The following is a 20,293-nucleotide window of genomic DNA, read 5'->3' as shown; positions in this document are numbered from 1 at the left end:
CTCGACTTACAACGGCTTGACGGTGAACAGGCCGTCGTCGTGGCCTTCTTCGGAGCCACCGTAGACTTGCTCGGCAACCGTGCGAATCTTGCTGCCGCGCGCCTCAAGAATCTGATCCATGGCCCCGGCAAACCAACCGGTGAACATGTAGTCGACCTTGCGCCCGACCTTGCCGTAGACGTAGACGAACGCCGAGTGTTCGAGCTTGACGCTGGCGGTGCCTTTGTCGAGGTCGATGTCCTGGATCTTGAACAGGCCCCAGCCGCGTTGCGACAGGCGTTTCATGTAGTGCTCGAACACCGCGACGCCTTCCAGGCCGTGGCATTCGGCTTCTTTTTCACACCAGTGCCAGGCGGATTTGTAGCCGGCCTTGTAGAGGATTTCGGCGTAGGCGTCGGCGCCCAGCACTTCCTCGATGCCCATGTGGTTGTTGACGAAAAAGTGGCGCGGCACGTAGAGCATTGGCAGGGCGTCGGAGGTCCAGACACCGGTTTCGCTGTCGACTTCGATTGGCAATTGCGGGGCGATCTTGGCCATGGAAACTTAACTCCAGAAAATTCGGTTTGTTGCCCCCGGCGCGGACGGCCGGGGGAAAGGATTCAGCAGTGCGGTGGCTTATTCGCCCCAGACGTCTTTCAGGACGTTGACCCAGTTTTCGCCCATGATCTTGCGCACCACACGCTCGGAATGGCCGCGCTTGAGCAGGGTTTCGGTCAGGTTCGGGAACTCGCCGACGGTGCGGATGCCCAGCGGGTTGATGATCTTGCCGAAGCTGGTCAGACGGCGGGCATAGCCCTTGTCGTGGGTCAGGTATTCGAAGAAGTCCTGGCCATGGCCCTGGGTGAAATCGGTGCCGATGCCGATGGCGTCTTCGCCGACGATGTTCATCACGTATTCGATGGCTTCGGCGTAATCGTCGATGGTCGAGTCGATGCCCTTGGCGAGGAACGGCGCGAACATGGTCACGCCGACAAAACCGCCGTGGTCGGCAATGAACTTCAGCTCTTCATCGGACTTGTTGCGCGGGTGCTCTTTAAGACCCGACGGCAGGCAGTGGGAATAGCAGACCGGTTTTTTCGATTCGAGGATGACTTCCTCGGACGTCTTGGAACCGACGTGGGACAGGTCGCACATCACGCCAACACGGTTCATCTCGGCAACGATCTCGCGACCAAAGCCCGACAGGCCGCCGTCACGCTCGTAGCAACCGGTGCCAACCAGGTTCTGGGTGTTGTAGCACATCTGCACGATGCCGACGCCGAGCTGCTTGAACACCTCGACATAGCCGATCTGGTCTTCAAACGCGTGGGCATTCTGGAAGCCGAAAAGGATGCCGGTCTTGCCCTGTTCCTTGGCTTTGCGGATGTCGGCGGTGGTGCGCACGGGCATTACCAGGTCGCTGTTGTCGCGGATCAGCTTCTGGCTGACAGCGATGTTGTTCACGGTCGCCTGAAAGCCTTCCCACACCGACACCGTGCAGTTGGCCGCCGTCAGACCGCCCTTGCGCATGTCTTCGAACAGCTCGCGGTTCCATTTGGCAATGATCAGACCGTCGATAACGATGCTGTCGGCGTGTAATTCGGCTGGGCTCATCAGGCGTCCCCTTATTGGCGATTCATGCGCCGAATCGTCTGCCGGCGCTTTGGGGCCAGCATATGCCTCGGTGCCGGGGCGACCGGGTGCAAAAACGACAGGGGAATTGCCGAAAGCGTCAATCCGCGACAAAGGGTCATCAAGCGACCCGACCGGCCACCTGTTCAAGCCCGCCAGCTTGAGCCAGAATCTCCCGCAACCTGGAAACACCACTGGATTAGAGCAGCGACATCAATGAAATCGATCTTCCTGGCTTTGGCACTGATTGCGACCGGCGTACACGCCGCCGAAGAGTCCGACAACAACCCGTGCGACGCGGTGGAAAACGACGTCCAGACCCTGGAATGCTCGACCTACAGCCGCACCGCCGCCGAAGACCTGCTCAAGGACAACTACGCCAGCCTCAACGAACGCATGCAGACGGCGTACGGCAAGAACCCGACGCAACTGGCAGATATCACCGCCAAACTGAAGACAGCTCAGCAGCAGTGGCTGAAGACGCGGGATGCCGATTGCGCGGTGGAAGCGTTCCCGGCCACCGACGGCAGCAAGGCGTTCAAGATTGCGCAGAATGACTGCGTGGCGCGGATGAGTGATGAACGGTCGGAATTTTTGGAGTCGATCGGGCAGGAGTGACTCTCCTCATTCCGTATATCGTTGTAAGCGGTGACTTTATTATTTCAGGAACGATTTAACTAAAAATGGAACAGGAAGATATTCTCGAAGACGCACTCTTTCATCAATCCGGAATTAGTGAGACGGATCGAATAGATCGACTGCTGAGCCATGCAAAACCCGCAAACAGCCTTAGACTGATCCCAGCGTCTCTAAAAACATACTCTTTCGTTTGTGTAGATAAAACGCCGATCTTGACGCTGGACGAGACGGAGACCAAAGCGTTCCTTAAGATCATCAGTTTTTTCCTGCACAAAAAATATTTAACGCTCGAAAGACTGGAATTTGAAGGACATGAAGACAAGAGCGCTCGCTTACCAAGCCTCCCACTCGTCAGCCTCAAAAGAATAGCAAACTCCCCCAAAATACTATTTATTCAAGAAGATTTCCTCCAGGCACACTCAAAAATAACTAAAATTCTTAAGAGCTACATCCAACAGCTAGAAAGCATTTCGACTGATACTATTTTTATACTGGCAGAAACTTCTGAAAAAGCTCTGACTACTCATGGAGTAGACTTGGAGTCCTTGACTCGAGCTGGCGGTATCGTTCATAAAAACGATGCACTAAAGACGGCAAACTCAAGCACACTCTTAATCGAAGGTGTTCTAGATTCAATTATTCGAGAACACAATATTTCATTGACGATCAGGCAGGGTTCATTCCCGTCACTTTCCAATAAAATCGACGCCCTGGATAAAGCTGGAACCTTGTCCCAAGCCACACTCGATGGTCTTGATCTCTTAAGAGCTGTCAGAAACAGCTTGGCTCATAGTTCATGGAGCAATCTCGAAAGCGCAAATAAAAACACGGAAAACCATCTGAGAAGATTTGTCGCCCACACCTACCTATGCATGCCAAAGTCAAAACGACGTGGCTTTACAAATGCATGTAAAGGAAAGTTTTCAGCGTCCATTCTATTTCTACACGAGTCCCTATTAGCGGAAGGAAATCTGCTCCCTTCCGAAGGAAAGCTTGAACAAGACATTATTGGAAATTATAAAAGCCGTGCACAAACACGTTGGGATTCACTTTTCCAATGGTGATCTCACACAGCTTTCATACCTTGGTTCATTTCCATAATTATCGCGGTGCCTGGCACCTTCATCTAAGGATGGTCTGAAGTAGTCACGCTTTTCTGGCTGACTTCAGCCTCCGCTGATTTTGAAAACGGCGAATCGACCAAAACGATCAGATCATCCGCGTATTTCTGCGCTTTTAGCCGCCGCGAGCACCTCGCAACGGTCATTTCCCACATTACAGGCGCACCTCTCCTGTACTCGTCAGTAAATGTCGGCGTGCCATCCACAGATTCGACAGCGCGAATAGCGTCACCAGTTGCGCGGTGTTTTTGGCCAGGCCACGGAAGCGCGTTTTCACAAAACCGAACTGGCGCTTGACCACCCGAAACGGGTGCTCGACTTTGGCGCGCACCTGGGCCTTGGCCTTCTCGATCTTGCGCTTGGCTTTGTATAGAGCGCTACGCTTACCCAGCTTTTTGTAAGTACTGCGGCGTGCCGCGATCTGCCAGATCACCTCGCGCCCATCATGCTCGGTACGTTTCTCGACGCCGGTATAACCGGCATCGGCGCAGACCACGTTCTCCGCACCGTGCAGCAATTTGTCCACCTGAGTGACATCCGCCACGTTGGCGGCTGTGCCCACCACGCGGTGCACCAGACCTGACTCGTCATCCACACCGATGTGCGCTTTCATGCCGAAATAGTACTGGTTGCCCTTCTTGGTTTGGTGCATTTCTGGATCGCGTTTACCGTCCTTGTTCTTGGTCGAGCTGGGCGCATTGATCAGCGTGGCATCGACAATGGTGCCTTGGCGCAACGACAACCCTCGGTCACCCAGATAGCCATTGATCACGGCCAGGATGCCGGCAGCCAGCTCGTGTTTCTCCAGCAGTCGGCGGAAGTTGAGGATGGTGGTTTCGTCGGGAATACGCTCCAGATTCAGCCCGGCGAACTGCCGCAGGATGGTGGTCTCGTACAGCGCTTCCTCCATCGCTGGATCGCTGTAACCGAACCAGTTCTGCATCAAATGTACACGCAGCATCGTCATCAACGGATAAGCCGGACGACCGCCTTCACCCTTCGGGTAGAACGGCTCGATCAGTTTGATCAAGCCGTTCCACGGCACCACCTGATCCATGTCGATCAAGAACAACTCTTTGCGGGTCTGCTTACGCTTGCCTGCGTACTCGGCGTCAGCGAAGGTCATCTGTTTCATCGGAAAGCTCGGCGGGTGGAGTCCCGGTATTTTGCCAAAATCAGGAAGTCTTCTTCAGAGTTTCCCTAAAGGGATTCACATGAACATCTGCGGCATCGAAATCAAAGGCAGCGAAGCGATCATCGCCGTGGCCGCTCTCGACGGTTCGACCCTGAGTCACGTCGCCCTCAGCACCAAGAAAATCGCCCTGGACGATGACGACGAGGCGGCCAACGTCAAACGCTTCGCCGCGCAGGTGGCGTCGTTTGTGCGGGAGAACTCGATTGACCGGATTGCGATCAAGAAGCGCAGCAAGAAGGGCGAGTTTGCCGGTGGGCCGACGACCTTCAAGATTGAAGGCGTATTTCAGCTGCTCGATGGTTGCGAGGTGACGTTGTTGTCGCCGCAGACGATCAATGCGCAGGCCAAGAAGCACAACTTCGAGCTGCCGGCGACGCTGAACAAGTATCAGCATGAGGCTTACAAAGCGGCGTGTTCGGCGTTGGTGAAGAAGTAATCCGATTTTCCAGACGACACAAACCAACTGTGGGAGCGAGCCTGCTCGCGAATGCAATCTGTCAGTCGACATTGGTGTTGAATGAAACACCGCATTCGCGAGCAGGCTCGCTCCCACAGTTGGATTTGTGTGATCCATTCAGGCCTGGGCGGTACGGCGGTCTTCTCTCGGACAACGGGCGAACCGTGCGCGATAGCTGCGGGTGAAGTAGGACGGTGATTCAAAACCACAGGCGATGCTGACCTCGAGCACGCTCATGTCGGTCTGGCGCAGTAGCTGCCGGGCCTTTTCCAGCCTTAAGCGCAGATAGAAATTGCTCGGCGTATCGTTCAGATGCAGCCGGAACAAGCGCTCCAGTTGCCGCCGCGTCACCTTGATCGATTCCGCCAGTTGCAGCGTGGTCAGCGGCGGTTCGCTGTGCTGCTCCATCTCGCCAATCACTTGAACCAGCTTCTTGTTGCTGATGCCGTAGCGCGTGGCGACTTCCATGCGTTGGTGGTCTTTGCGTGGACGGATGCGCCCCAACACGAACTGCTCGCTGACCTGGATCGCCAGTTGCGGGCCGTGGGCCTGGGCGATCAGGTCGAGCATCAAATCGATGGACGCCGTGCCACCGGCCGAGGTGATGCGTCGACGGTCGATCTCGAACAGCTCCTGGGTCACGCTGAGCTGTGGATAAGATTCCTTGAAGGCGTCGATGGCTTCCCAGTGCAGGGTCAGGCGATGGCCGTCGAGCAGGCCGGCCTCGGCGAGGACGAAGCTGCCGGTGTCGATGGCGCCGAGGGTCACGCCTTCGTTATCGAGACGGCGCAGCCAATGCTCCAGCGTCGGGGTGGCGAACTTCAGCGGTTCGAAGCCGGCCACCACCAACAACGTCGCACCTTTCTTCAGCGGCTCCAGCGCCGCGTCGGCGTTGACCGACATGCCGTTACTCGCCAGCACCGCCCCGCCGTCAGCGCTCAGCACATGCCAGCGGTACAACTCGCCACGAAAGCGGTTGGCCACGCGCAGCGGTTCGATCGCAGAGATGAAGCCGATGGCGGAGAAGCCCGGCATCAGCAAGAAGTAGAAATCCTGGGACATGTGCGCACTCGATTCGCGGGTAACGAAAGGGAGGGTAGCGTGGATCGTTGATACGCCGATTGTCGTCAGCGTTCAAGCGCACAGGTCGCTACAGTGCAAATGCCAGTCGCCGCAGTGCGCTTTCACGGGGGCATTGCTGCGTAACTTGGCATCACCGGCGCATCAGATGCCGGAAACCACAATAAACGACCTGCCGAGGAACCCGACATGAAACGACTGATCAGCAGCTGTGTTCTTGCACTCAGCGGTACCGCTTTCTTGAGCGCCAGCGTCATGGCGGCCGAACCCGCGTCTTGCCAGAACGTACGCATGGGCGTGGTCAACTGGACCGACGTGATCGCCACCAGTGCCATGACCCAAGTGCTGCTCGACGGCCTCGGCTACAGCACCAAACAAACCAGCGCGTCCCAGCAAATCATCTTCGCCGGGATTCGCGACCAGCGTCTGGACCTGTTCCTCGGCTACTGGAACCCGCTGATGACCCAGACCATCACCCCGTTCGTCGACGCCAATCAGGTCAAAGTCCTCGACGCACCGAGCCTGAAGGACGCCCGCGCCACCCTCGCCGTGCCGACGTATCTGGCCGACAAGGGCCTGAAAACCTTCGCCGACATTGCCAAATTCGAAAAAGAACTGGGCGGCAAGATCTATGGCATAGAGCCGGGTTCGGGCGCCAATACCCAAATCAAGGCGATGATCAGCAAGAACCAGTTTGGCCTCGGCAAGTTCCAGCTGGTCGAGTCCAGCGAGGCCGGGATGCTCGCCGCCGTCGATCGCGCCGTGCGCCGCAAAGAGGCCGTGGTGTTCTTCGGCTGGGCGCCGCACCCGATGAACGTCAACGTCAAGATGACCTACCTCACCGGTAGCGACGATGCCCTGGGCCCGAACGAAGGCATGGCCACCGTGTGGACCGTGACCTCGCCGAAGTACGCCGAGCAGTGCCCGAACATCGGTCGTCTGCTGACTAACCTGACGTTCACCGCCGAAGACGAGAGCCGGATGATGCAGCCGCTGCTCGATCACAAGGATGCCTTTGAGTCGGCCAAGCAATGGCTCAAGGATCACCCCGAAGACAAGCAGCGCTGGCTCGAAGGTGTGACCACGTTTGACGGCAAACCGGCCGCAGAGAACCTGCAACTGACCAGCCAGTAAATCCCCCCTGAATCCCCGCTTCGCAGCCCGCCAAGGGCTGCGGACAGACCCATCACGCCTGAAGGAAACCGCACCATGAATCACGACGTCATCATCACCTGCGCACTCACCGGTGCTGGCGACACGACCGCCAGGAGCCCCCACGTGCCGGTCACCCCGAAACAGATCGCCGCCGCCGCCGTGGAAGCGGCCAAGGCTGGCGCCACCGTCGTGCACTGCCATGTGCGCGATCCGCAGACCGGCAAGTTCAGCCGTGACGTGGCGCTGTACCGCGAAGTGATGGAGCGCATCCGCGAGGCGGACGTCGACATCATCGTCAACCTCACCGCCGGCATGGGCGGCGACCTGGAGATCGGCGCCGGCGAGAACCCGATGGAGTTCGGCCCGAATACCGATCTGGTCGGCCCGCTGACTCGCCTGGCTCACGTTGAAGAGCTGCTGCCGGAAATCTGCACGCTCGATTGCGGCACCCTCAACTTTGGCGATGGCGACACCATTTACGTCTCGACCCCGGCGCAGCTGCGGGCGGGCGCCAAGCGCATTACCGAGCTGGGCGTTAAAGCCGAACTGGAAATTTTCGACACCGGTCACCTGTGGTTTGCCAAGCAGATGATCAAGGAAGGCTTGCTCGATAACCCGCTATTCCAGCTGTGTCTGGGCATCCCGTGGGGCGCGCCGGCCGACACCACCACCATGAAAGCCATGGTCGACAACCTGCCGGCTGACGCGGTGTGGGCGGGGTTCGGCATCGGTCGGATGCAGATGCCGATGGCCGCGCAAGCGGTGTTGCTCGGCGGCAACGTGCGGGTCGGCCTGGAAGACAACCTGTGGCTGGACAAGGGTGTGCTGGCGACCAACGGCCAACTCGTTGAGCGCGCCACCGAGATCCTCAGCCGCCTCGGCGCGCGCGTACTCACGCCTGCCGAAGGCCGCAAGAAATGGGCCTGACCCAGCGCGGCTGAACGAACTCACCTCAAAACCCTGTGGGAGCGAGCCTGCTCGCGAAGAGGCCCGTACATCCGAAGCATCTTCATCAGCAGAGCCACCGCTTTCGCGAGCAGGCTCGCTCCCACAGTTGATCGCCGAACTATTCAGGAATGTCGCCATGAGCTTTATCACCGAAATCAAAACCTTCGCCGCGCTGGGCAGCGGTGTCATCGGCAGCGGCTGGGTGGCTCGCGCCCTCGCCCACGGCCTCGATGTCGTGGCCTGGGATCCGGCGCCCGGCGCTGAAGCGGCCCTGCGCAAACGCGTGGCCAATGCCTGGGGTGCGCTGGAGAAAAACGGTCTGGCGCCGGGGGCGTCACAAGATCGCCTGCGCTTTGTCGCGACCATCGAAGAATGCGTACGTGATGCCGATTTCATTCAGGAAAGCGCCCCGGAACGGCTGGAACTGAAGCTTGAGCTGCACAGCAAAATCAGTGCAGCGGCAAAACCCAACGCACTGATCGGCTCCAGCACGTCGGGCCTGCTGCCGAGCGAGTTCTACGAGAGCTCGACCCACCCCGAGCGCTGCGTGGTCGGGCATCCGTTCAACCCGGTGTACCTGCTGCCTCTAGTCGAAGTAGTCGGCGGCAAAAACACCGCGCCCGAGGCCGTGCAAGCGGCGATGAACGTCTACGAATCCCTCGGCATGCGCCCGCTGCATGTACGCAAGGAAGTGCCGGGGTTTATTGCCGACCGTCTGCTCGAAGCGCTGTGGCGCGAGGCGCTGCACCTGGTCAACGACGGTGTGGCGACTACCGGCGAGATCGATGATGCGATCCGCTTTGGCGCCGGTTTGCGCTGGTCATTCATGGGTACGTTTTTGACTTACACGCTGGCCGGTGGTGATGCCGGGATGCGCCATTTCATGTCGCAATTCGGCCCGGCGTTGCAATTGCCGTGGACCTATCTGCCGGCGCCGGAGCTGACTGACAAGTTGATTGATGACGTGGTGGCTGGCACCAGCGAGCAGTTGGGCGAACGTAGTATTTCAGCATTGGAGCGCTATCGTGATGATTGCCTGCTGGCGGTACTGGAAGCGGTGAAGGCGACCAAGGAAAAGCATGGGATGCGTTTTAACGAGTAGGCCTTGCTCAGCCGTTCCGGCCCCTTCGCGAGCAGACTCGCTCCCACATTTGGAATGCAATCCCCTGTGGGAGCGAGCCTGCTCGCGAAGACGGCGGCCCAGACACCACTTATGTTGGACCAGATACCATGCCCAGCCTCACCACCTACCAAACCACCATCATCCCCGACTGGGTCGACTACAACGGCCACTTGCGCGACGCCTTCTACCTGCTGATCTTCAGCTACGCCACCGACGCCCTGATGGACCGTCTCGGCATGGACAGCAGCAACCGCGAAGCCAGCGGCCACTCGCTGTTCACCCTGGAACTGCACCTCAATTACCTGCACGAGGTAAAGCTCGACACCGCCGTCGAAGTGCGCACGCAAATCATCGGCCACGACAGCAAACGCCTGCACCTCTATCACAGCCTGCACAAGGTCGCAGATCAGCAGGAACTGGCCGGCAACGAGCAAATGTTGCTCCACGTCGACCTCGCAGGCCCGCGTTCGGCGCCTTTCAGTACCGACACCCTCAGCCGCCTGCAAGCCATCGTCGCCGAGCAGGCCGACCTGCCCGCCCCGGCTTACATCGGCCGCGTGATCGCGCTGCCGGCACCGCGATAAACGCAGGCAAAAAAAACCCGATACCAGCCGTGACTGGATCGGGGCGAACATACCTTTGAGGAGCTTGCGCGGCGAGGGTGACCAAACCTTCGTAAAGCGAGCTGAGTCCAGTGTGCCGACTCCCCTCCCTGACGAGTTAGCCGAAAACGACCTGTTCATAGTCGTCTCAGCCACTGCGACAAATCGCCCTTGCCGTCACCGCACGCGACTACCAGAATCGAGCAACGACCTCCGATGCCGAAGAAGGATTTGCGTGATGATGTACGCCGATTTGATTGACCAGGAAGATCTGTTGGGCCAGCTCAAGTCACTGGGTTTTCAAGTGCCGAGCGGCTCCACGGCCGAGCAGGCCTGTGAGTGTGCGGTGCGTGGGCTGGATAACGTTCGCGCGTCTGAGCTGCGCAAGATGGTCAAGGACATGTACACCAGCGGCGCGAGCATTCAGCCGGCGGTGCGTCAGGCGATCGACAAACAGTTGTTGCCAGCGTTAGCGGAGTACCAGCAAAGCCATAGCGCCTGATAAATCCATTCGCGAGCAGGCTCGCTCCCACATTTGACAGAATTCTCATGGAAGAACTCGGTTAAAGGTGGGAGCGAGCCTGCTCGCGAAGAACGATGACTCGCTCTACAGCCTTACACTGGCAAACGTCGACTCGTTCCGCGCCTGGCTCAACGCCGACATCGGCCCCGACAGCGGCGACATCACGATCGCCTGCGGCAGCGGCAACATCGCCACTTGCTGCGTCGTATTGGAACCGACGCGCTCGTCACGCGGCGGAATGCCGAAGTATTCGCGGTAGCACTTGGAGAAGTGCGGCGTCGACACGAAACCACACACCGAAGCCACTTCGATGATCGACATCGGCGTCTGCTTGAGCAGTTGCCGGGCGCGGATCAGACGCAGTTTCAGGTAGTAGCGGGACGGCGAGCAGTGCAGGTATTTCTGGAACAGGCGCTCGAGCTGGCGACGCGACACGGCGACGTACACTGCCAGCTCGTCCAGATCGATCGGCTCTTCCAGATTGGCTTCCATCAGCGCGACGATTTCCTGCAGCTTCGGCTGGTTGGTGCCGAGCATGTGCTTGAGCGGCACGCGCTGGTGATCCTGTTCATTGCGGATGCGCTCGTAGACGAACATCTCGGAGATCGCGGCGGACAGTTCACGGCCGTGATCGCGGCTGATCAGGTGCAGCATCATGTCCAGCGGCGCGGTGCCGCCGGAGCTGGTGAAACGGTTACGGTCGAGGGTGAACAAGCGAGTGCTCATCGCAACGCGCGGGAAAGCTTCCTGCATCGCCGCAAGACATTCCCAGTGCACGCTGCAATCGAACCCGTCGAGCAGGCCGGCGCAGGCCAGCGCCCAACTGCCGGTACACACGGCGCCGAGACGCTTCGACTGGCGCGCCTGGCTTTGCAGCCACGAGACGTGCTCACGGGTAACGGTGCGCTGGATGCCGATGCCACCACAGACGATCACGGTGTCCAGCGGCGGCGCTTTGTGCATGGAGGCGTCGGGGGTGATTTGCAGACCGTCACTGGCCCACACCTGACCGCCATCGACGGTAAGGGTGCTCCAGCGATACAGCTCGCGACCGGACAATTGGTTGGCCATGCGTAGCGGTTCAACCGCAGAGGCCAGAGAAATAAGCGTGAAATTGTCCAGCAGCAGAAAGCCGATGGATTGAGGCGCACGGTTCTGGGGTTGGGCCCCGGAGTTGAACGACGTCATCGCGGTATCTCCTCACACAAAGCGGGTGATGGCCTCAGGCGGAGGCTCTTGTTATTGCCGCGTGCTCATGCGGGAGACGGGCTTTGTTATGACAGAGCAATTGCCATGCCTAAAATTGAATGGCCGTTCAATAACTCCTGAAAACGACGTCGCGACGTGTCTATTCGAGACGTCCGACGAAAAGCATTTCGAAGTGCCATCAGCGATGGCGAATGCCCTGCTCCGTTGCCTGTGAGCAAATCGGTAGCACTTGTGGGAACGGGCCTGCGCGCAGTTTGCGGGGGAGTGTCACCCAAGGCACGGGTGACGGACGGTAGGGTGTGCTGATTGCCTGTTACAGGTGGGAAAAACTCTTATCTGATTGCGACGCGCTAAAAGGTGGCGTGTTTGATTACCGTGTTCACTTGGTGAGCAGTTTTGACTGGTCTGGCCCCTTCGCGAGCAGGCTCGCTCCCACATTGGACCCTGGCGTTCACACATTTTGTGTTCACTGGAGATCTACTGTGGGAGCGGGCTTGCTCGCGAAGAATTCAACTCGGTGCTGCTGACTCAGCACTCAACCGCACTAACCGCCAACCCACCCCGCGAGGTCTCTTTATATTTGTCATGCATGTCGGCCCCGGTATCACGCATGGTGCGGATCACCCGATCCAGCGAGATGAAATGCTGACCATCACCACGCAAGGCCATTTGCGCCGCGTTGATCGCTTTCACCGCCGCAATCGCATTGCGCTCGATGCACGGCACTTGCACCAATCCGCCGACCGGATCGCAAGTCAGCCCGAGGTTATGCTCCAAGCCGATTTCCGCCGCGTTGCACAACTGCTCCGGCGTGGCGCCAAGAATCTCCGCCAGCCCCGCCGCCGCCATCGCGCAGGCCGAGCCGACCTCGCCCTGACAACCGACTTCGGCGCCGGAGATCGAAGCGTTCTTCTTGCACAGAATCCCCACCGCCGCCGCGCCCAATAAGTAGTCGACTACGTTGGCGTCGGTGACCGCTTCGCTGAACTTCATAAAGTAGTGCAACACCGCCGGAATGATCCCCGCCGCGCCGTTGGTCGGTGCCGTGACCATGCGCCCGCCGGCAGCGTTTTCTTCATTCACGGCGAGGGCAAACAGGTTGACCCACTCCATCGCACTCAGGGTCGAGCCGATCACATTGGGCTTGTTCAATTCCTGAAGGCTGCGATGCAACTTCGCCGCACGCCGCCGCACATTCAAACCGCCGGGCAGGATGCCTTCGTGTTTGAGGCCCTGCTCAACGCAATCCTGCATCGCCCGCCACAGCTTCATCAATCCGGCGCGAATCTCTTCTTCACTGCGCCAGACCTTCTCGTTGGCCATCATCAATTCGGCAACGCGCAGGTTGTTGTTTTTGCACAGCTCCAGCAGCTCGACGGCGCTGGAAAAGTCATAAGGCAACTCGGTGCGATCCAGATCGACCACACCGCTGGACGCCTGCGCCTCATCTACGACAAAACCGCCGCCGACTGAATAGTAGGTGTCGCGATGCAACTCACCGTGATCGCCTTCGGCAACCAGGGTCATGGCGTTGGGGTGAAACGGCAGGTTTTCGTCAATCAGACGCATGTCGCGGGCCCAGACAAACGGCACCGACAGGCGACCATCCAGAAGAAGGGTGTGGGTTTCACGCAAAGCCTGGATGCGCGGGCCGATCTGCGAAGGGTCGATGGCGTCCGGCCATTCGCCCATCAGGCCCATGATCACCGCGTTGTCGCTGCCGTGCCCGATGCCGGTGGCCGACAGCGAACCGAACAGTTGCACTTCGATACGGCGCACGTGCTCCAACTGATGCTTGCTGCGAAGCGACTCGACAAACAATGCCGCGGCGCGCATTGGCCCGACGGTGTGGGAACTGGAAGGGCCGATGCCGATTTTGAACAGGTCGAAAACGCTGATAGCCATTGCTGCAGAGCTCCTGAGAATGCCGATCCGGGGCGTGAAGCGCCCCTTGGCGGAGCTGCTACGCTCAAGCTGCGATCCGCCGGAATGCCGGCATCATCAGGCTTTTGTCAGGTCGCACGGCGTCTGACACCGACGCACTCATGCCCACTAACGCCGTAGCGCTTTCGTCCCCGGTTTTCGCCGTTTTTATGCGGTTCAGATGGCCATACGGGGCCAAAAAAAGCTGTAAACGACGTCACTGACACTGGATGCGACCATCCCTGTACTGGATACGACGCCCCCTGTAGGCGTCAGATTTTCACTGGTACATGATCGTTATGACTCGATTGCAAGGCGCCGTGGTAGAGCTGTCTCCAGAACGCCATCCAACCGCAACCTATAAGTGCGGTGGTCCACAGTCGGAACACTGCCAAAAAAAACACCAAGGAGTCCATCCATGAAAGGTTCCCCGTCGTTGTTGTTGGCCGCCATGCTGAGTCTGCCGTTACTGGCTCAAGCCGCAGAACCGGCGCAGTGCAGTACCGTTAACTTCTCCGATGTCGGCTGGACCGACATCACCGCGACCACCGCAACCACCTCCGTCGTGCTCAACGCCCTCGGCTACAAGACCAAGACCACCATGATCTCCGTGCCCGTGACCTACAAGTCGCTGGCCGACGGCAAGAACATGGACGTGTTCCTCGGCAACTGGATGCCGACCATGGAAAACGACATCAAGGCCTACCGCGACGCCGGCACCGTGGAAACCGTGCGCACCAACCTCACGGGCGCCAAGTACACCCTCGCCGTACCCCAAGCCCTGTACGACAAAGGTCTGCATGACTTCGCCGACATCGCCAAATTCAAGAAAGAACTCGACGGCAAGATCTACGGCATCGAGCCTGGCAACGACGGCAACCGTCTGATCCAGAGCATGATCGACAAGGACGCCTTCGGCCTGAAAACCGCCGGCTTCAAAGTCGTCGAATCCTCCGAAGCGGGCATGCTCTCGCAGGTTGACCGTGCTTCTCGCCGTGGCACCGAAGTGGTGTTCCTCGGCTGGGCGCCGCACCCGATGAACAAGCGCTTCAAGATCCAGTACCTGACCGGTGGTGACGAATTCTTCGGCCCTGATTTCGGTGCCGCGACAGTGGCGACCAACACCCGCAAGGGTTACACCACCGAATGCAGCAACGTCGGCCAGTTGCTGAAGAACCTGGAGTTCACCGTCGACATGGAAAGTGAACTGATGGGCAACATCCTCGACGACAAGATGAAGCCTGACGCGGCCGCCAAGGCCTGGCTGAAAAAGAATCCACAGGTGCTCGATACCTGGCTCGCTGGCGTGACCACCATTGACGGTAAGCCTGGCCTGGAGGCCGTGAAAGCCAAACTGCAGTAATCGTTTATGCCGGGGGAGCCAGCTCCCCCGGGCTGTTTATTTCCTTGCATGCGGACGTTCACTACCATGCTGATTGATCAGAAAATACCTTTAGGCCAGTACATCGCGGGCTTCGTTGAATGGTTGACGCAACACGGCGCCAACACTTTCGACGCAATCGCCGTGACACTGGAAACGATGATCCACGGCGTGACGTTTGCGCTCACCTGGTTCAACCCTTTTGTCTTGATCGGCCTCATTGCCCTGCTCGCGCATTTCATCCAGCGCAAATGGGGGCTGACTGTTTTTGTGATTGTGTCCTTTCTGCTGATCCTCAATCTGGGGTACTGGCAGGAAACCATGGAAACCCTCGCCCAGGTCATGTTCGCGACCCTGGTCTGCGTGGTCATCGGCGTGCCGTTGGGCATCGTCGCCGCGCACAAACCGATGTTCTACACGGTGATGCGTCCGGTACTCGATCTGATGCAGACCGTACCGACCTTCGTGTACCTCATTCCTACCCTGACCCTCTTCGGGCTGGGTGTGGTGCCGGGCCTGATCTCCACGGTGGTGTTCGCCATCGCGGCGCCGATCCGCCTGACCTACCTGGGCATCCGCGATGTCCCGCAAGAACTGATGGACGCCGGCAAGGCCTTCGGCTGCTCGCGTCGCCAATTGCTCTCACGGATCGAACTGCCTCACGCCATGCCGAGCATCGCTGCCGGCATCACCCAGTGCATCATGCTGTCGTTGTCGATGGTGGTGATCGCGGCACTGGTGGGCGCCGACGGACTCGGCAAACCGGTGGTCAACGCACTGAACACTGCTGATATCGCCCTGGGCTTCGAAGCGGGCCTGGCGATCGTACTGCTGGCGATCATGCTCGACCGTATCTGCAAACAACCCGACGCTAAAGTAGGGGGTGACGCATGAGCATAATTCGCTTCGAAGACGTCGACGTAATCTTCTCCAAGGATCCACGCGAGGCGCTCAAGCTGCTGGATCAGGGCATGACCCGTAACGAGATCCTGAAAAAGACCGGTCAGATTGTCGGTGTGGAAAAGGCCAGTCTGGACATCAACAAAGGCGAAATCTGCGTGCTGATGGGCCTGTCCGGCTCCGGCAAGTCGAGCCTGCTGCGCTGCATCAACGGCCTCAACACTGTCAGTCGCGGCAAGCTGTTTGTCGAGCATGAAAACCGCCAGATCGACATCGCTTCCTGTACGCCTGCCGAGCTGAAAATGATGCGCACCAAACGCATCGCCATGGTGTTCCAGAAGTTCGCATTGATGCCTTGGCTGACGGTGCGCGAGAACATCAGCTTCGGTCTGGAAATGCAGGGTCGCCCGGAGAAGGAACGGCGCAAGCTGGTCGACGAGAAACTCGAACTGGTGGGCCTGACCCAGTGGCGCAACAAGAAACCCGACGAACTCTCTGGCGGTATGCAGCAACGCGTGGGGCTGGCCCGGGCGCTGGCGATGGACGCCGACATTCTGCTGATGGACGAGCCGTTCTCGGCACTCGACCCGCTGATCCGCCAAGGCCTGCAGGATGAACTGCTGGAACTGCAACGCAAGCTAAGCAAAACCATTGTCTTCGTGAGTCACGACCTCGATGAGGCACTGAAACTCGGCAGCCGCATCGCGATCATGAAAGACGGGCGGATCATCCAGTACAGCGTGCCGGAAGAGATCGTGCTGAACCCGGCGGACGACTATGTGCGCACCTTCGTCGCCCACACCAATCCACTCAACGTACTGTGCGGGCGCAGCCTGATGCGCACGCTGGACAAGTGCAAACGCATCAACGGCTCGGTATGCCTCGATCCGGGCGGCGATTCGTGGCTGGACCTGGCCGAAGGCAACACCATCAAAGGCGCGCGACAGAACGGCGCGGCCCTCGACTTGCAGAATTGGGCACCGGGGCAAGCCGTCGAAGGGCTGGAGCGTCGGCCGACGCTGGTGGACTCGAATATCGGCATGCGTGATGCGTTGCAGATTCGTTATCAGACCGGCAACAAACTGGTGCTGCACGATAACAATCATGTGGTGGGGATCCTGGGCGACAGCGAGCTGTATCACGCGTTGCTGGGCAAGAACCTGGGGTAAGTACCGCAGACACAAAAACGCCGCGAGAGGATCGCGGCGTGATCGTTCCCACGCTCTGCGTGGGAACGATCATGCAACACCGTTGCGGCCAAAGGCCCCTTCGCGAGCAAGCCCGCTCCCACATTTGATCGCATTCCCCAGCAGCAACTCGGTCACCTGTGGGAGCGAGCCTGCTCGCGAAGAACGCGGCGCGGTGCTTCAGACAGAAACACCGCGCTCTTGCTGTTTAGCTGTACACCCGGCCAAGGAGCTGCCGATGGCTTTCAAACTGATCGAGCACATCGCGTGTGATCTGATCCTGCGTGAAGCCCATCAGGTCGTAATCCTGGCTGCCGTTGTGCAGATACACCTCGGCGCGATAGAAACGCTGACGCGTCTCTTCAGACTCGACCGATTCGCTCGGCGTCGCCAGATAGCCTTCCAGGCTCACTTCGTAAACGAAAGGGTTGCCCTCTTCCATCTCGATGCGTACGCCCATGCAGCGCTTGGATTTACCCAGCAGCGTTTGCACTTCCAGGCCCTGAGCGCGCATTTGCGCAGCCGCGTCTTCCAGCGCCGGGCTGACCTGCTTGTCCATGAAGCGTTGCACCACCGATTGGCTCGGCTGCAGATCCAGCTGCGTCAGACGCTCGCTGAAACCACGACGACCGCGCTCCGCCAGTTGCGCTTGCTCCTGTTCGATCTGCACGTCCTGGCGCATGGCCTTGTGCAGGCCAAACATGAAGAACACCAACACCACCGAGAACGGCAGACCGGCCAGCACGACCATGGTTTGCATGGCCTCGAAGTTACCGGCGAACAGCAGACCGATGGTCACCAGGGTAATCACCGCCGACCAGAAGATTCGCAGCCAGTGCGGCGCATCTTCGTCGACGTTGCCGCCCTTGCAGGACAGGTTCGCCATCATCACCGCGCCAGAGTCGGCCGGGGTCAGGAACAGCACGAAACCGACAAAGATCGACACACCGATGACGACTTTCGACGCCGGGTAGTGCTCAAGCAATTGATAGATCGCCATCGACGGCTGTTCCAGCGCCGTCTTGCCCAACTCAACCGCCCCCTGGTTCATCACCAGATCCAGCGCCGAGTTACCGAAGATCGACAGCCAGGCCAAAGTGAAGCCCAGCGGAATCAGCAGTACGCCAGCCACCAGTTCACGCACGGTGCGACCACGGGAAATACGCGCGATAAACATGCCGACGAATGGCGCCCAGGAAATCCACCAGGCCCAGTAGAACAGAGTCCACAGGCCCATCCAGCGCTCGGATTTCTCGCCACTGCCTTCGTACACATAAAGGTCGAACGTTTTCAGGACGATGCCGTTGAGGTAATCGCCGATGTTCTGCACGAAGCCGTTGAGCAGGTGCAAGGTCGGGCCGAACAACAGCACGAAAATCAGCAGACCGCTGAACAGCACGATGTTCAGGTTGGACAGACGACGAATGCCGTTTTCCACGCCGGACACGGCAGCGATGGTCGCCACGGTGCTCATCACAATGATCACGATCAGCAGATTGGTGTTGCTGTGCTCCATGCCGAACAGGTTTTCCAGGCCAGAGGACACTTGCAGCGAGCCGATCCCCAGGTTGGTCACCAGACCCAGCAGGGTCACGAACATGCCGAAGCCGTCCACCGCGTGACCGGCCGCGCCTTTGACCCAACGCTCACCGACCAGCGGATACAGCGCCGAACGCAGGGCCAGCGGCTGGTTGTGACGGTAGGCAAAGTAAGCCACCGCCAGACCGACCAGTGCGTAGATCGCCCAGCCGTGCAGGCCCCAGTGCAGGAACGTCAGCTGCACCGCCTGACGCGCGGCCATGTTGGTGGCCGCTGCGCCTTCCGGCGGATTGAAGTAGTGATCCAGCGGCTCGGACGCGCCGAAGTACAGCAGCGAAATGCCGATACCCGACGAGAACAGCATCCCCGCCCAGGCGCCGTAACTGAAATCCGGGGTGTCGTCCTTGCTGCCCAGTTTGAGTTTGCCGTAGGAGGAAAACGCCAGGCCCACCACAAACACCAGGTAAGCGGCGATCACCACCATGTAGTACCAGCCGAAGCTGCGCGACAACCAGGCCTGAGCCACACTCAACATCCTGCCGGCCTCTTGCGGGGCGATGATCAGAATGGCGGTCAACAACAGAATCAGCGCGGTAGAGGTGTAAAACACCCAACCGTTGACCGTCACCTTCTCGGGCGGGGTCTTTATTAGCGAGGCAGAACTCATGGCACAAATGCTCCAGGCAGTGCGAGAGAAGAACACAAGGCAACACGGAACCCGACCAATCGGTTAGTTGGCAGCCGACCGGCGGGTGATATAAAGACACCCCGAAAAAAGCCCGAACCTGCCGAAATGGCGCTGCGAATCGCTTTCGTGGCCGAAGGTGTCCGGACGTTCATCCGAAACCTGGCCCCGAGCGTCTTGCCCTTTCAACACGTCCTTCGAATCGCGAACCGCGCCATGCCCCATACAGGTTTCAAGCATTTTTGGATGTCGGTTTTATCGCCACATACACGTAGGAAAAAGCTGTAGGCAGCGACGATTTGTCGCAGATCTTATTCTTTGTTGATTGAACGTTCAATCAAAACAAAATAGACTGGCCGTCAATCCGATAGGCGTCATTCGCCGCTCGGAAGGCCTAAGGAGATGTGCAAGATGCCCAAGGTCGGTATGCAACCCATCCGCCGCCAACAACTGATCGAAGCCACTTTGCAGGCGGTCGATCAGGTCGGAATGGGGGACGCCAGCATTGCGCTGATCGCCCGTTTGGCCGGTGTCTCGAATGGCATCATCAGTCACTATTTTCAGGACAAGAATGGCCTGATTGCCGCCACGATGCGGTATCTGATGAACGTCCTCAGCGAGAACGTCACCGCGCGCCGTCAGGCGTTGGCAGATGACAGCCCACGGGCGCATCTGCAGGTGATCATCGAAGGCAACTTCGACGCCAGCCAGGTCAATGGCCCGGCAATGAAAACCTGGCTGGCCTTCTGGGCCACCAGCATGCACCAGCCGTCTTTGCACAGGTTGCAGCGGATCAACGATCACCGTCTGTATTCCAACCTGTGCTGCGAGTTCCGCCGTGTGTTGCCGCTCGAAGATGCGCGCAGCGCAGCGCGTGGACTGGCAGCGTTGATCGACGGTTTGTGGTTGCGCGGCGCACTGTCGGGAGACGCTTTCGACACGGCGCAGGCGCAACAGATCGCTTACGAATACATGGATTTCCAATTGGCCAAGCAGGTGAGCTAGAGCACACAGA

19 protein-coding genes are annotated in these 20,293 nt (G+C 59.0%); 12 read left to right on the top strand and 7 right to left on the bottom strand.

The window, feature by feature from the left end; translation table 11 throughout:
* Positions 1–6: 6 nt before the first annotated feature.
* Both ATI02_RS18520 and ATI02_RS18515 read right to left on the bottom strand, forming a co-directional pair.
* On the bottom strand, positions 7–537 hold the full coding sequence (locus ATI02_RS18520) for a DUF5943 domain-containing protein (protein WP_005792152.1): 531 nt from the start codon (positions 535–537) through the stop codon (positions 7–9).
* A 78-nt stretch (positions 538–615) separates the two neighbouring features.
* Positions 616–1,593 (bottom strand): dipeptidase, encoded by a 978-nt coding sequence (locus ATI02_RS18515; RefSeq protein WP_100847012.1) that lies wholly within the window; start codon positions 1,591–1,593, stop codon positions 616–618.
* 234 nt (positions 1,594–1,827) lie between these two features.
* Here ATI02_RS18515 and ATI02_RS18510 point away from each other — a divergent pair, with 234 nt between their 5' ends.
* Both ATI02_RS18510 and ATI02_RS18505 read left to right on the top strand, forming a co-directional pair.
* Positions 1,828–2,229 (top strand): lysozyme inhibitor LprI family protein, encoded by a 402-nt coding sequence (locus tag ATI02_RS18510; protein ID WP_100848476.1) that lies wholly within the window; start codon positions 1,828–1,830, stop codon positions 2,227–2,229.
* A 65-nt stretch (positions 2,230–2,294) separates the two neighbouring features.
* Positions 2,295–3,314, top strand: coding sequence for a hypothetical protein (locus ATI02_RS18505; RefSeq protein ID WP_100847011.1), 1,020 nt, complete (start codon positions 2,295–2,297; stop codon positions 3,312–3,314).
* A gap of 211 nt (positions 3,315–3,525) precedes the next feature.
* On the opposite strand, the gene ATI02_RS18500 is transcribed toward ATI02_RS18505, so the two are convergent.
* Positions 3,526–4,506 (bottom strand): IS5 family transposase, encoded by a 981-nt coding sequence (locus ATI02_RS18500; RefSeq protein ID WP_100845114.1) that lies wholly within the window; start codon positions 4,504–4,506, stop codon positions 3,526–3,528.
* Between the two features lie 79 nt (positions 4,507–4,585).
* On the opposite strand from ATI02_RS18500, the gene ATI02_RS18495 reads away from it, so the two are divergent.
* Positions 4,586–5,002 (top strand): DUF3010 family protein, encoded by a 417-nt coding sequence (locus tag ATI02_RS18495; protein WP_095187109.1) that lies wholly within the window; start codon positions 4,586–4,588, stop codon positions 5,000–5,002.
* 138 nt (positions 5,003–5,140) lie between these two features.
* On the opposite strand, the gene ATI02_RS18485 is transcribed toward ATI02_RS18495, so the two are convergent.
* The gene (locus ATI02_RS18485) at positions 5,141–6,085 is read right to left on the bottom strand and encodes a GlxA family transcriptional regulator (protein WP_095121415.1); all 945 of its coding nucleotides are present in this window, start codon (positions 6,083–6,085) and stop codon (positions 5,141–5,143) included.
* A 207-nt stretch (positions 6,086–6,292) separates the two neighbouring features.
* On the opposite strand from ATI02_RS18485, the gene ATI02_RS18480 reads away from it, so the two are divergent.
* The 5 genes from ATI02_RS18480 to ATI02_RS18460 all read left to right on the top strand — a co-directional run bounded on the left by ATI02_RS18480 (position 6,293) and on the right by ATI02_RS18460 (position 10,433).
* Entirely contained in the window at positions 6,293–7,237 is a 945-nt protein-coding gene (locus ATI02_RS18480) for a choline ABC transporter substrate-binding protein (protein ID WP_100847009.1), read from the top strand.
* A gap of 75 nt (positions 7,238–7,312) precedes the next feature.
* Complete coding sequence (gene cdhC, locus ATI02_RS18475) at positions 7,313–8,185, top strand: 3-dehydrocarnitine:acetyl-CoA trimethylamine transferase CdhC (RefSeq protein WP_167394881.1); 873 nt, start codon at positions 7,313–7,315, stop codon at positions 8,183–8,185.
* A gap of 157 nt (positions 8,186–8,342) precedes the next feature.
* Positions 8,343–9,308 carry an L-carnitine dehydrogenase gene (locus ATI02_RS18470; RefSeq protein ID WP_095187106.1) on the top strand — a complete coding sequence of 322 codons (966 nt, stop codon included), beginning with the start codon at positions 8,343–8,345 and terminating at the stop codon, positions 9,306–9,308.
* 128 nt (positions 9,309–9,436) lie between these two features.
* Positions 9,437–9,913: a thioesterase family protein gene (locus tag ATI02_RS18465; protein ID WP_100847008.1), complete on the top strand. Its 477-nt coding sequence runs from the start codon at positions 9,437–9,439 to the stop codon at positions 9,911–9,913.
* A gap of 256 nt (positions 9,914–10,169) precedes the next feature.
* Entirely contained in the window at positions 10,170–10,433 is a 264-nt protein-coding gene (locus ATI02_RS18460) for a hypothetical protein (RefSeq protein ID WP_095187104.1), read from the top strand.
* Between the two features lie 105 nt (positions 10,434–10,538).
* On the opposite strand, the gene gbdR is transcribed toward ATI02_RS18460, so the two are convergent.
* Positions 10,539–11,642 carry a choline metabolism transcriptional regulator GbdR gene (gene gbdR, locus ATI02_RS18455; RefSeq protein WP_007949927.1) on the bottom strand — a complete coding sequence of 368 codons (1,104 nt, stop codon included), beginning with the start codon at positions 11,640–11,642 and terminating at the stop codon, positions 10,539–10,541.
* 549 nt (positions 11,643–12,191) lie between these two features.
* Positions 12,192–13,568: an L-serine ammonia-lyase gene (locus tag ATI02_RS18450; protein ID WP_100847007.1), complete on the bottom strand. Its 1,377-nt coding sequence runs from the start codon at positions 13,566–13,568 to the stop codon at positions 12,192–12,194.
* A 436-nt stretch (positions 13,569–14,004) separates the two neighbouring features.
* Between ATI02_RS18450 and ATI02_RS18445 the strand changes: the two genes are divergently transcribed.
* From ATI02_RS18445 to choV, 3 genes are all read left to right on the top strand, one after another.
* Positions 14,005–14,949, top strand: coding sequence for a choline ABC transporter substrate-binding protein (locus tag ATI02_RS18445; RefSeq protein ID WP_100847006.1), 945 nt, complete (start codon positions 14,005–14,007; stop codon positions 14,947–14,949).
* A gap of 66 nt (positions 14,950–15,015) precedes the next feature.
* Positions 15,016–15,861 carry a choline ABC transporter permease subunit gene (choW, locus tag ATI02_RS18440; RefSeq protein WP_095187101.1) on the top strand — a complete coding sequence of 282 codons (846 nt, stop codon included), beginning with the start codon at positions 15,016–15,018 and terminating at the stop codon, positions 15,859–15,861.
* Complete coding sequence (gene choV / locus ATI02_RS18435; protein ID WP_100847005.1) at positions 15,858–17,036, top strand: choline ABC transporter ATP-binding protein; 1,179 nt, start codon at positions 15,858–15,860, stop codon at positions 17,034–17,036. Before choW ends, choV begins: the two co-directional genes overlap by 4 nt.
* Before the next feature lie 226 nt (positions 17,037–17,262).
* Here the strand turns inward: choV and betT are convergent, their stop codons facing one another.
* Positions 17,263–19,260 carry a choline BCCT transporter BetT gene (gene betT, locus ATI02_RS18430; RefSeq protein WP_100847004.1) on the bottom strand — a complete coding sequence of 666 codons (1,998 nt, stop codon included), beginning with the start codon at positions 19,258–19,260 and terminating at the stop codon, positions 17,263–17,265.
* Between the two features lie 429 nt (positions 19,261–19,689).
* On the opposite strand from betT, the gene betI reads away from it, so the two are divergent.
* The gene (gene betI / locus ATI02_RS18420) at positions 19,690–20,283 is read left to right on the top strand and encodes a transcriptional regulator BetI (protein ID WP_095187098.1); all 594 of its coding nucleotides are present in this window, start codon (positions 19,690–19,692) and stop codon (positions 20,281–20,283) included.
* Positions 20,284–20,293: the final 10 nt, after the last annotated feature.

The organism is Pseudomonas baetica (assembly GCF_002813455.1).
Lineage (GTDB): Bacteria > Pseudomonadota > Gammaproteobacteria > Pseudomonadales > Pseudomonadaceae > Aquipseudomonas > Aquipseudomonas baetica.
This window is presented reverse-complemented; position numbering and strand designations above follow the sequence as displayed.

What these genes read in the sequence shown, in the direction of transcription:
- ATI02_RS18485 (WP_095121415.1), bottom strand. Translation starts at nt 6,085, where the DNA reads ATGTCCCAGGATTTCTACTTCTTGCTGATGCCGGGCTTCTCCGCCATC.
- ATI02_RS18505 (WP_100847011.1), top strand. Translation starts at nt 2,295, where the DNA reads ATGGAACAGGAAGATATTCTCGAAGACGCACTCTTTCATCAATCCGGA.
- ATI02_RS18515 (WP_100847012.1), bottom strand. Translation starts at nt 1,593, where the DNA reads ATGAGCCCAGCCGAATTACACGCCGACAGCATCGTTATCGACGGTCTG.
- ATI02_RS18510 (WP_100848476.1), top strand. Translation starts at nt 1,828, where the DNA reads ATGAAATCGATCTTCCTGGCTTTGGCACTGATTGCGACCGGCGTACAC.
- choW (WP_095187101.1), top strand. Translation starts at nt 15,016, where the DNA reads ATGCTGATTGATCAGAAAATACCTTTAGGCCAGTACATCGCGGGCTTC.
- choV (WP_100847005.1), top strand. Translation starts at nt 15,858, where the DNA reads ATGAGCATAATTCGCTTCGAAGACGTCGACGTAATCTTCTCCAAGGAT.
- ATI02_RS18480 (WP_100847009.1), top strand. Translation starts at nt 6,293, where the DNA reads ATGAAACGACTGATCAGCAGCTGTGTTCTTGCACTCAGCGGTACCGCT.
- betT (WP_100847004.1), bottom strand. Translation starts at nt 19,260, where the DNA reads ATGAGTTCTGCCTCGCTAATAAAGACCCCGCCCGAGAAGGTGACGGTC.
- betI (WP_095187098.1), top strand. Translation starts at nt 19,690, where the DNA reads ATGCCCAAGGTCGGTATGCAACCCATCCGCCGCCAACAACTGATCGAA.
- ATI02_RS18450 (WP_100847007.1), bottom strand. Translation starts at nt 13,568, where the DNA reads ATGGCTATCAGCGTTTTCGACCTGTTCAAAATCGGCATCGGCCCTTCC.
- ATI02_RS18500 (WP_100845114.1), bottom strand. Translation starts at nt 4,506, where the DNA reads ATGAAACAGATGACCTTCGCTGACGCCGAGTACGCAGGCAAGCGTAAG.
- ATI02_RS18520 (WP_005792152.1), bottom strand. Translation starts at nt 537, where the DNA reads ATGGCCAAGATCGCCCCGCAATTGCCAATCGAAGTCGACAGCGAAACC.
- ATI02_RS18465 (WP_100847008.1), top strand. Translation starts at nt 9,437, where the DNA reads ATGCCCAGCCTCACCACCTACCAAACCACCATCATCCCCGACTGGGTC.
- ATI02_RS18445 (WP_100847006.1), top strand. Translation starts at nt 14,005, where the DNA reads ATGAAAGGTTCCCCGTCGTTGTTGTTGGCCGCCATGCTGAGTCTGCCG.
- ATI02_RS18470 (WP_095187106.1), top strand. Translation starts at nt 8,343, where the DNA reads ATGAGCTTTATCACCGAAATCAAAACCTTCGCCGCGCTGGGCAGCGGT.
- cdhC (WP_167394881.1), top strand. Translation starts at nt 7,313, where the DNA reads ATGAATCACGACGTCATCATCACCTGCGCACTCACCGGTGCTGGCGAC.
- gbdR (WP_007949927.1), bottom strand. Translation starts at nt 11,642, where the DNA reads ATGACGTCGTTCAACTCCGGGGCCCAACCCCAGAACCGTGCGCCTCAA.
- ATI02_RS18460 (WP_095187104.1), top strand. Translation starts at nt 10,170, where the DNA reads ATGATGTACGCCGATTTGATTGACCAGGAAGATCTGTTGGGCCAGCTC.
- ATI02_RS18495 (WP_095187109.1), top strand. Translation starts at nt 4,586, where the DNA reads ATGAACATCTGCGGCATCGAAATCAAAGGCAGCGAAGCGATCATCGCC.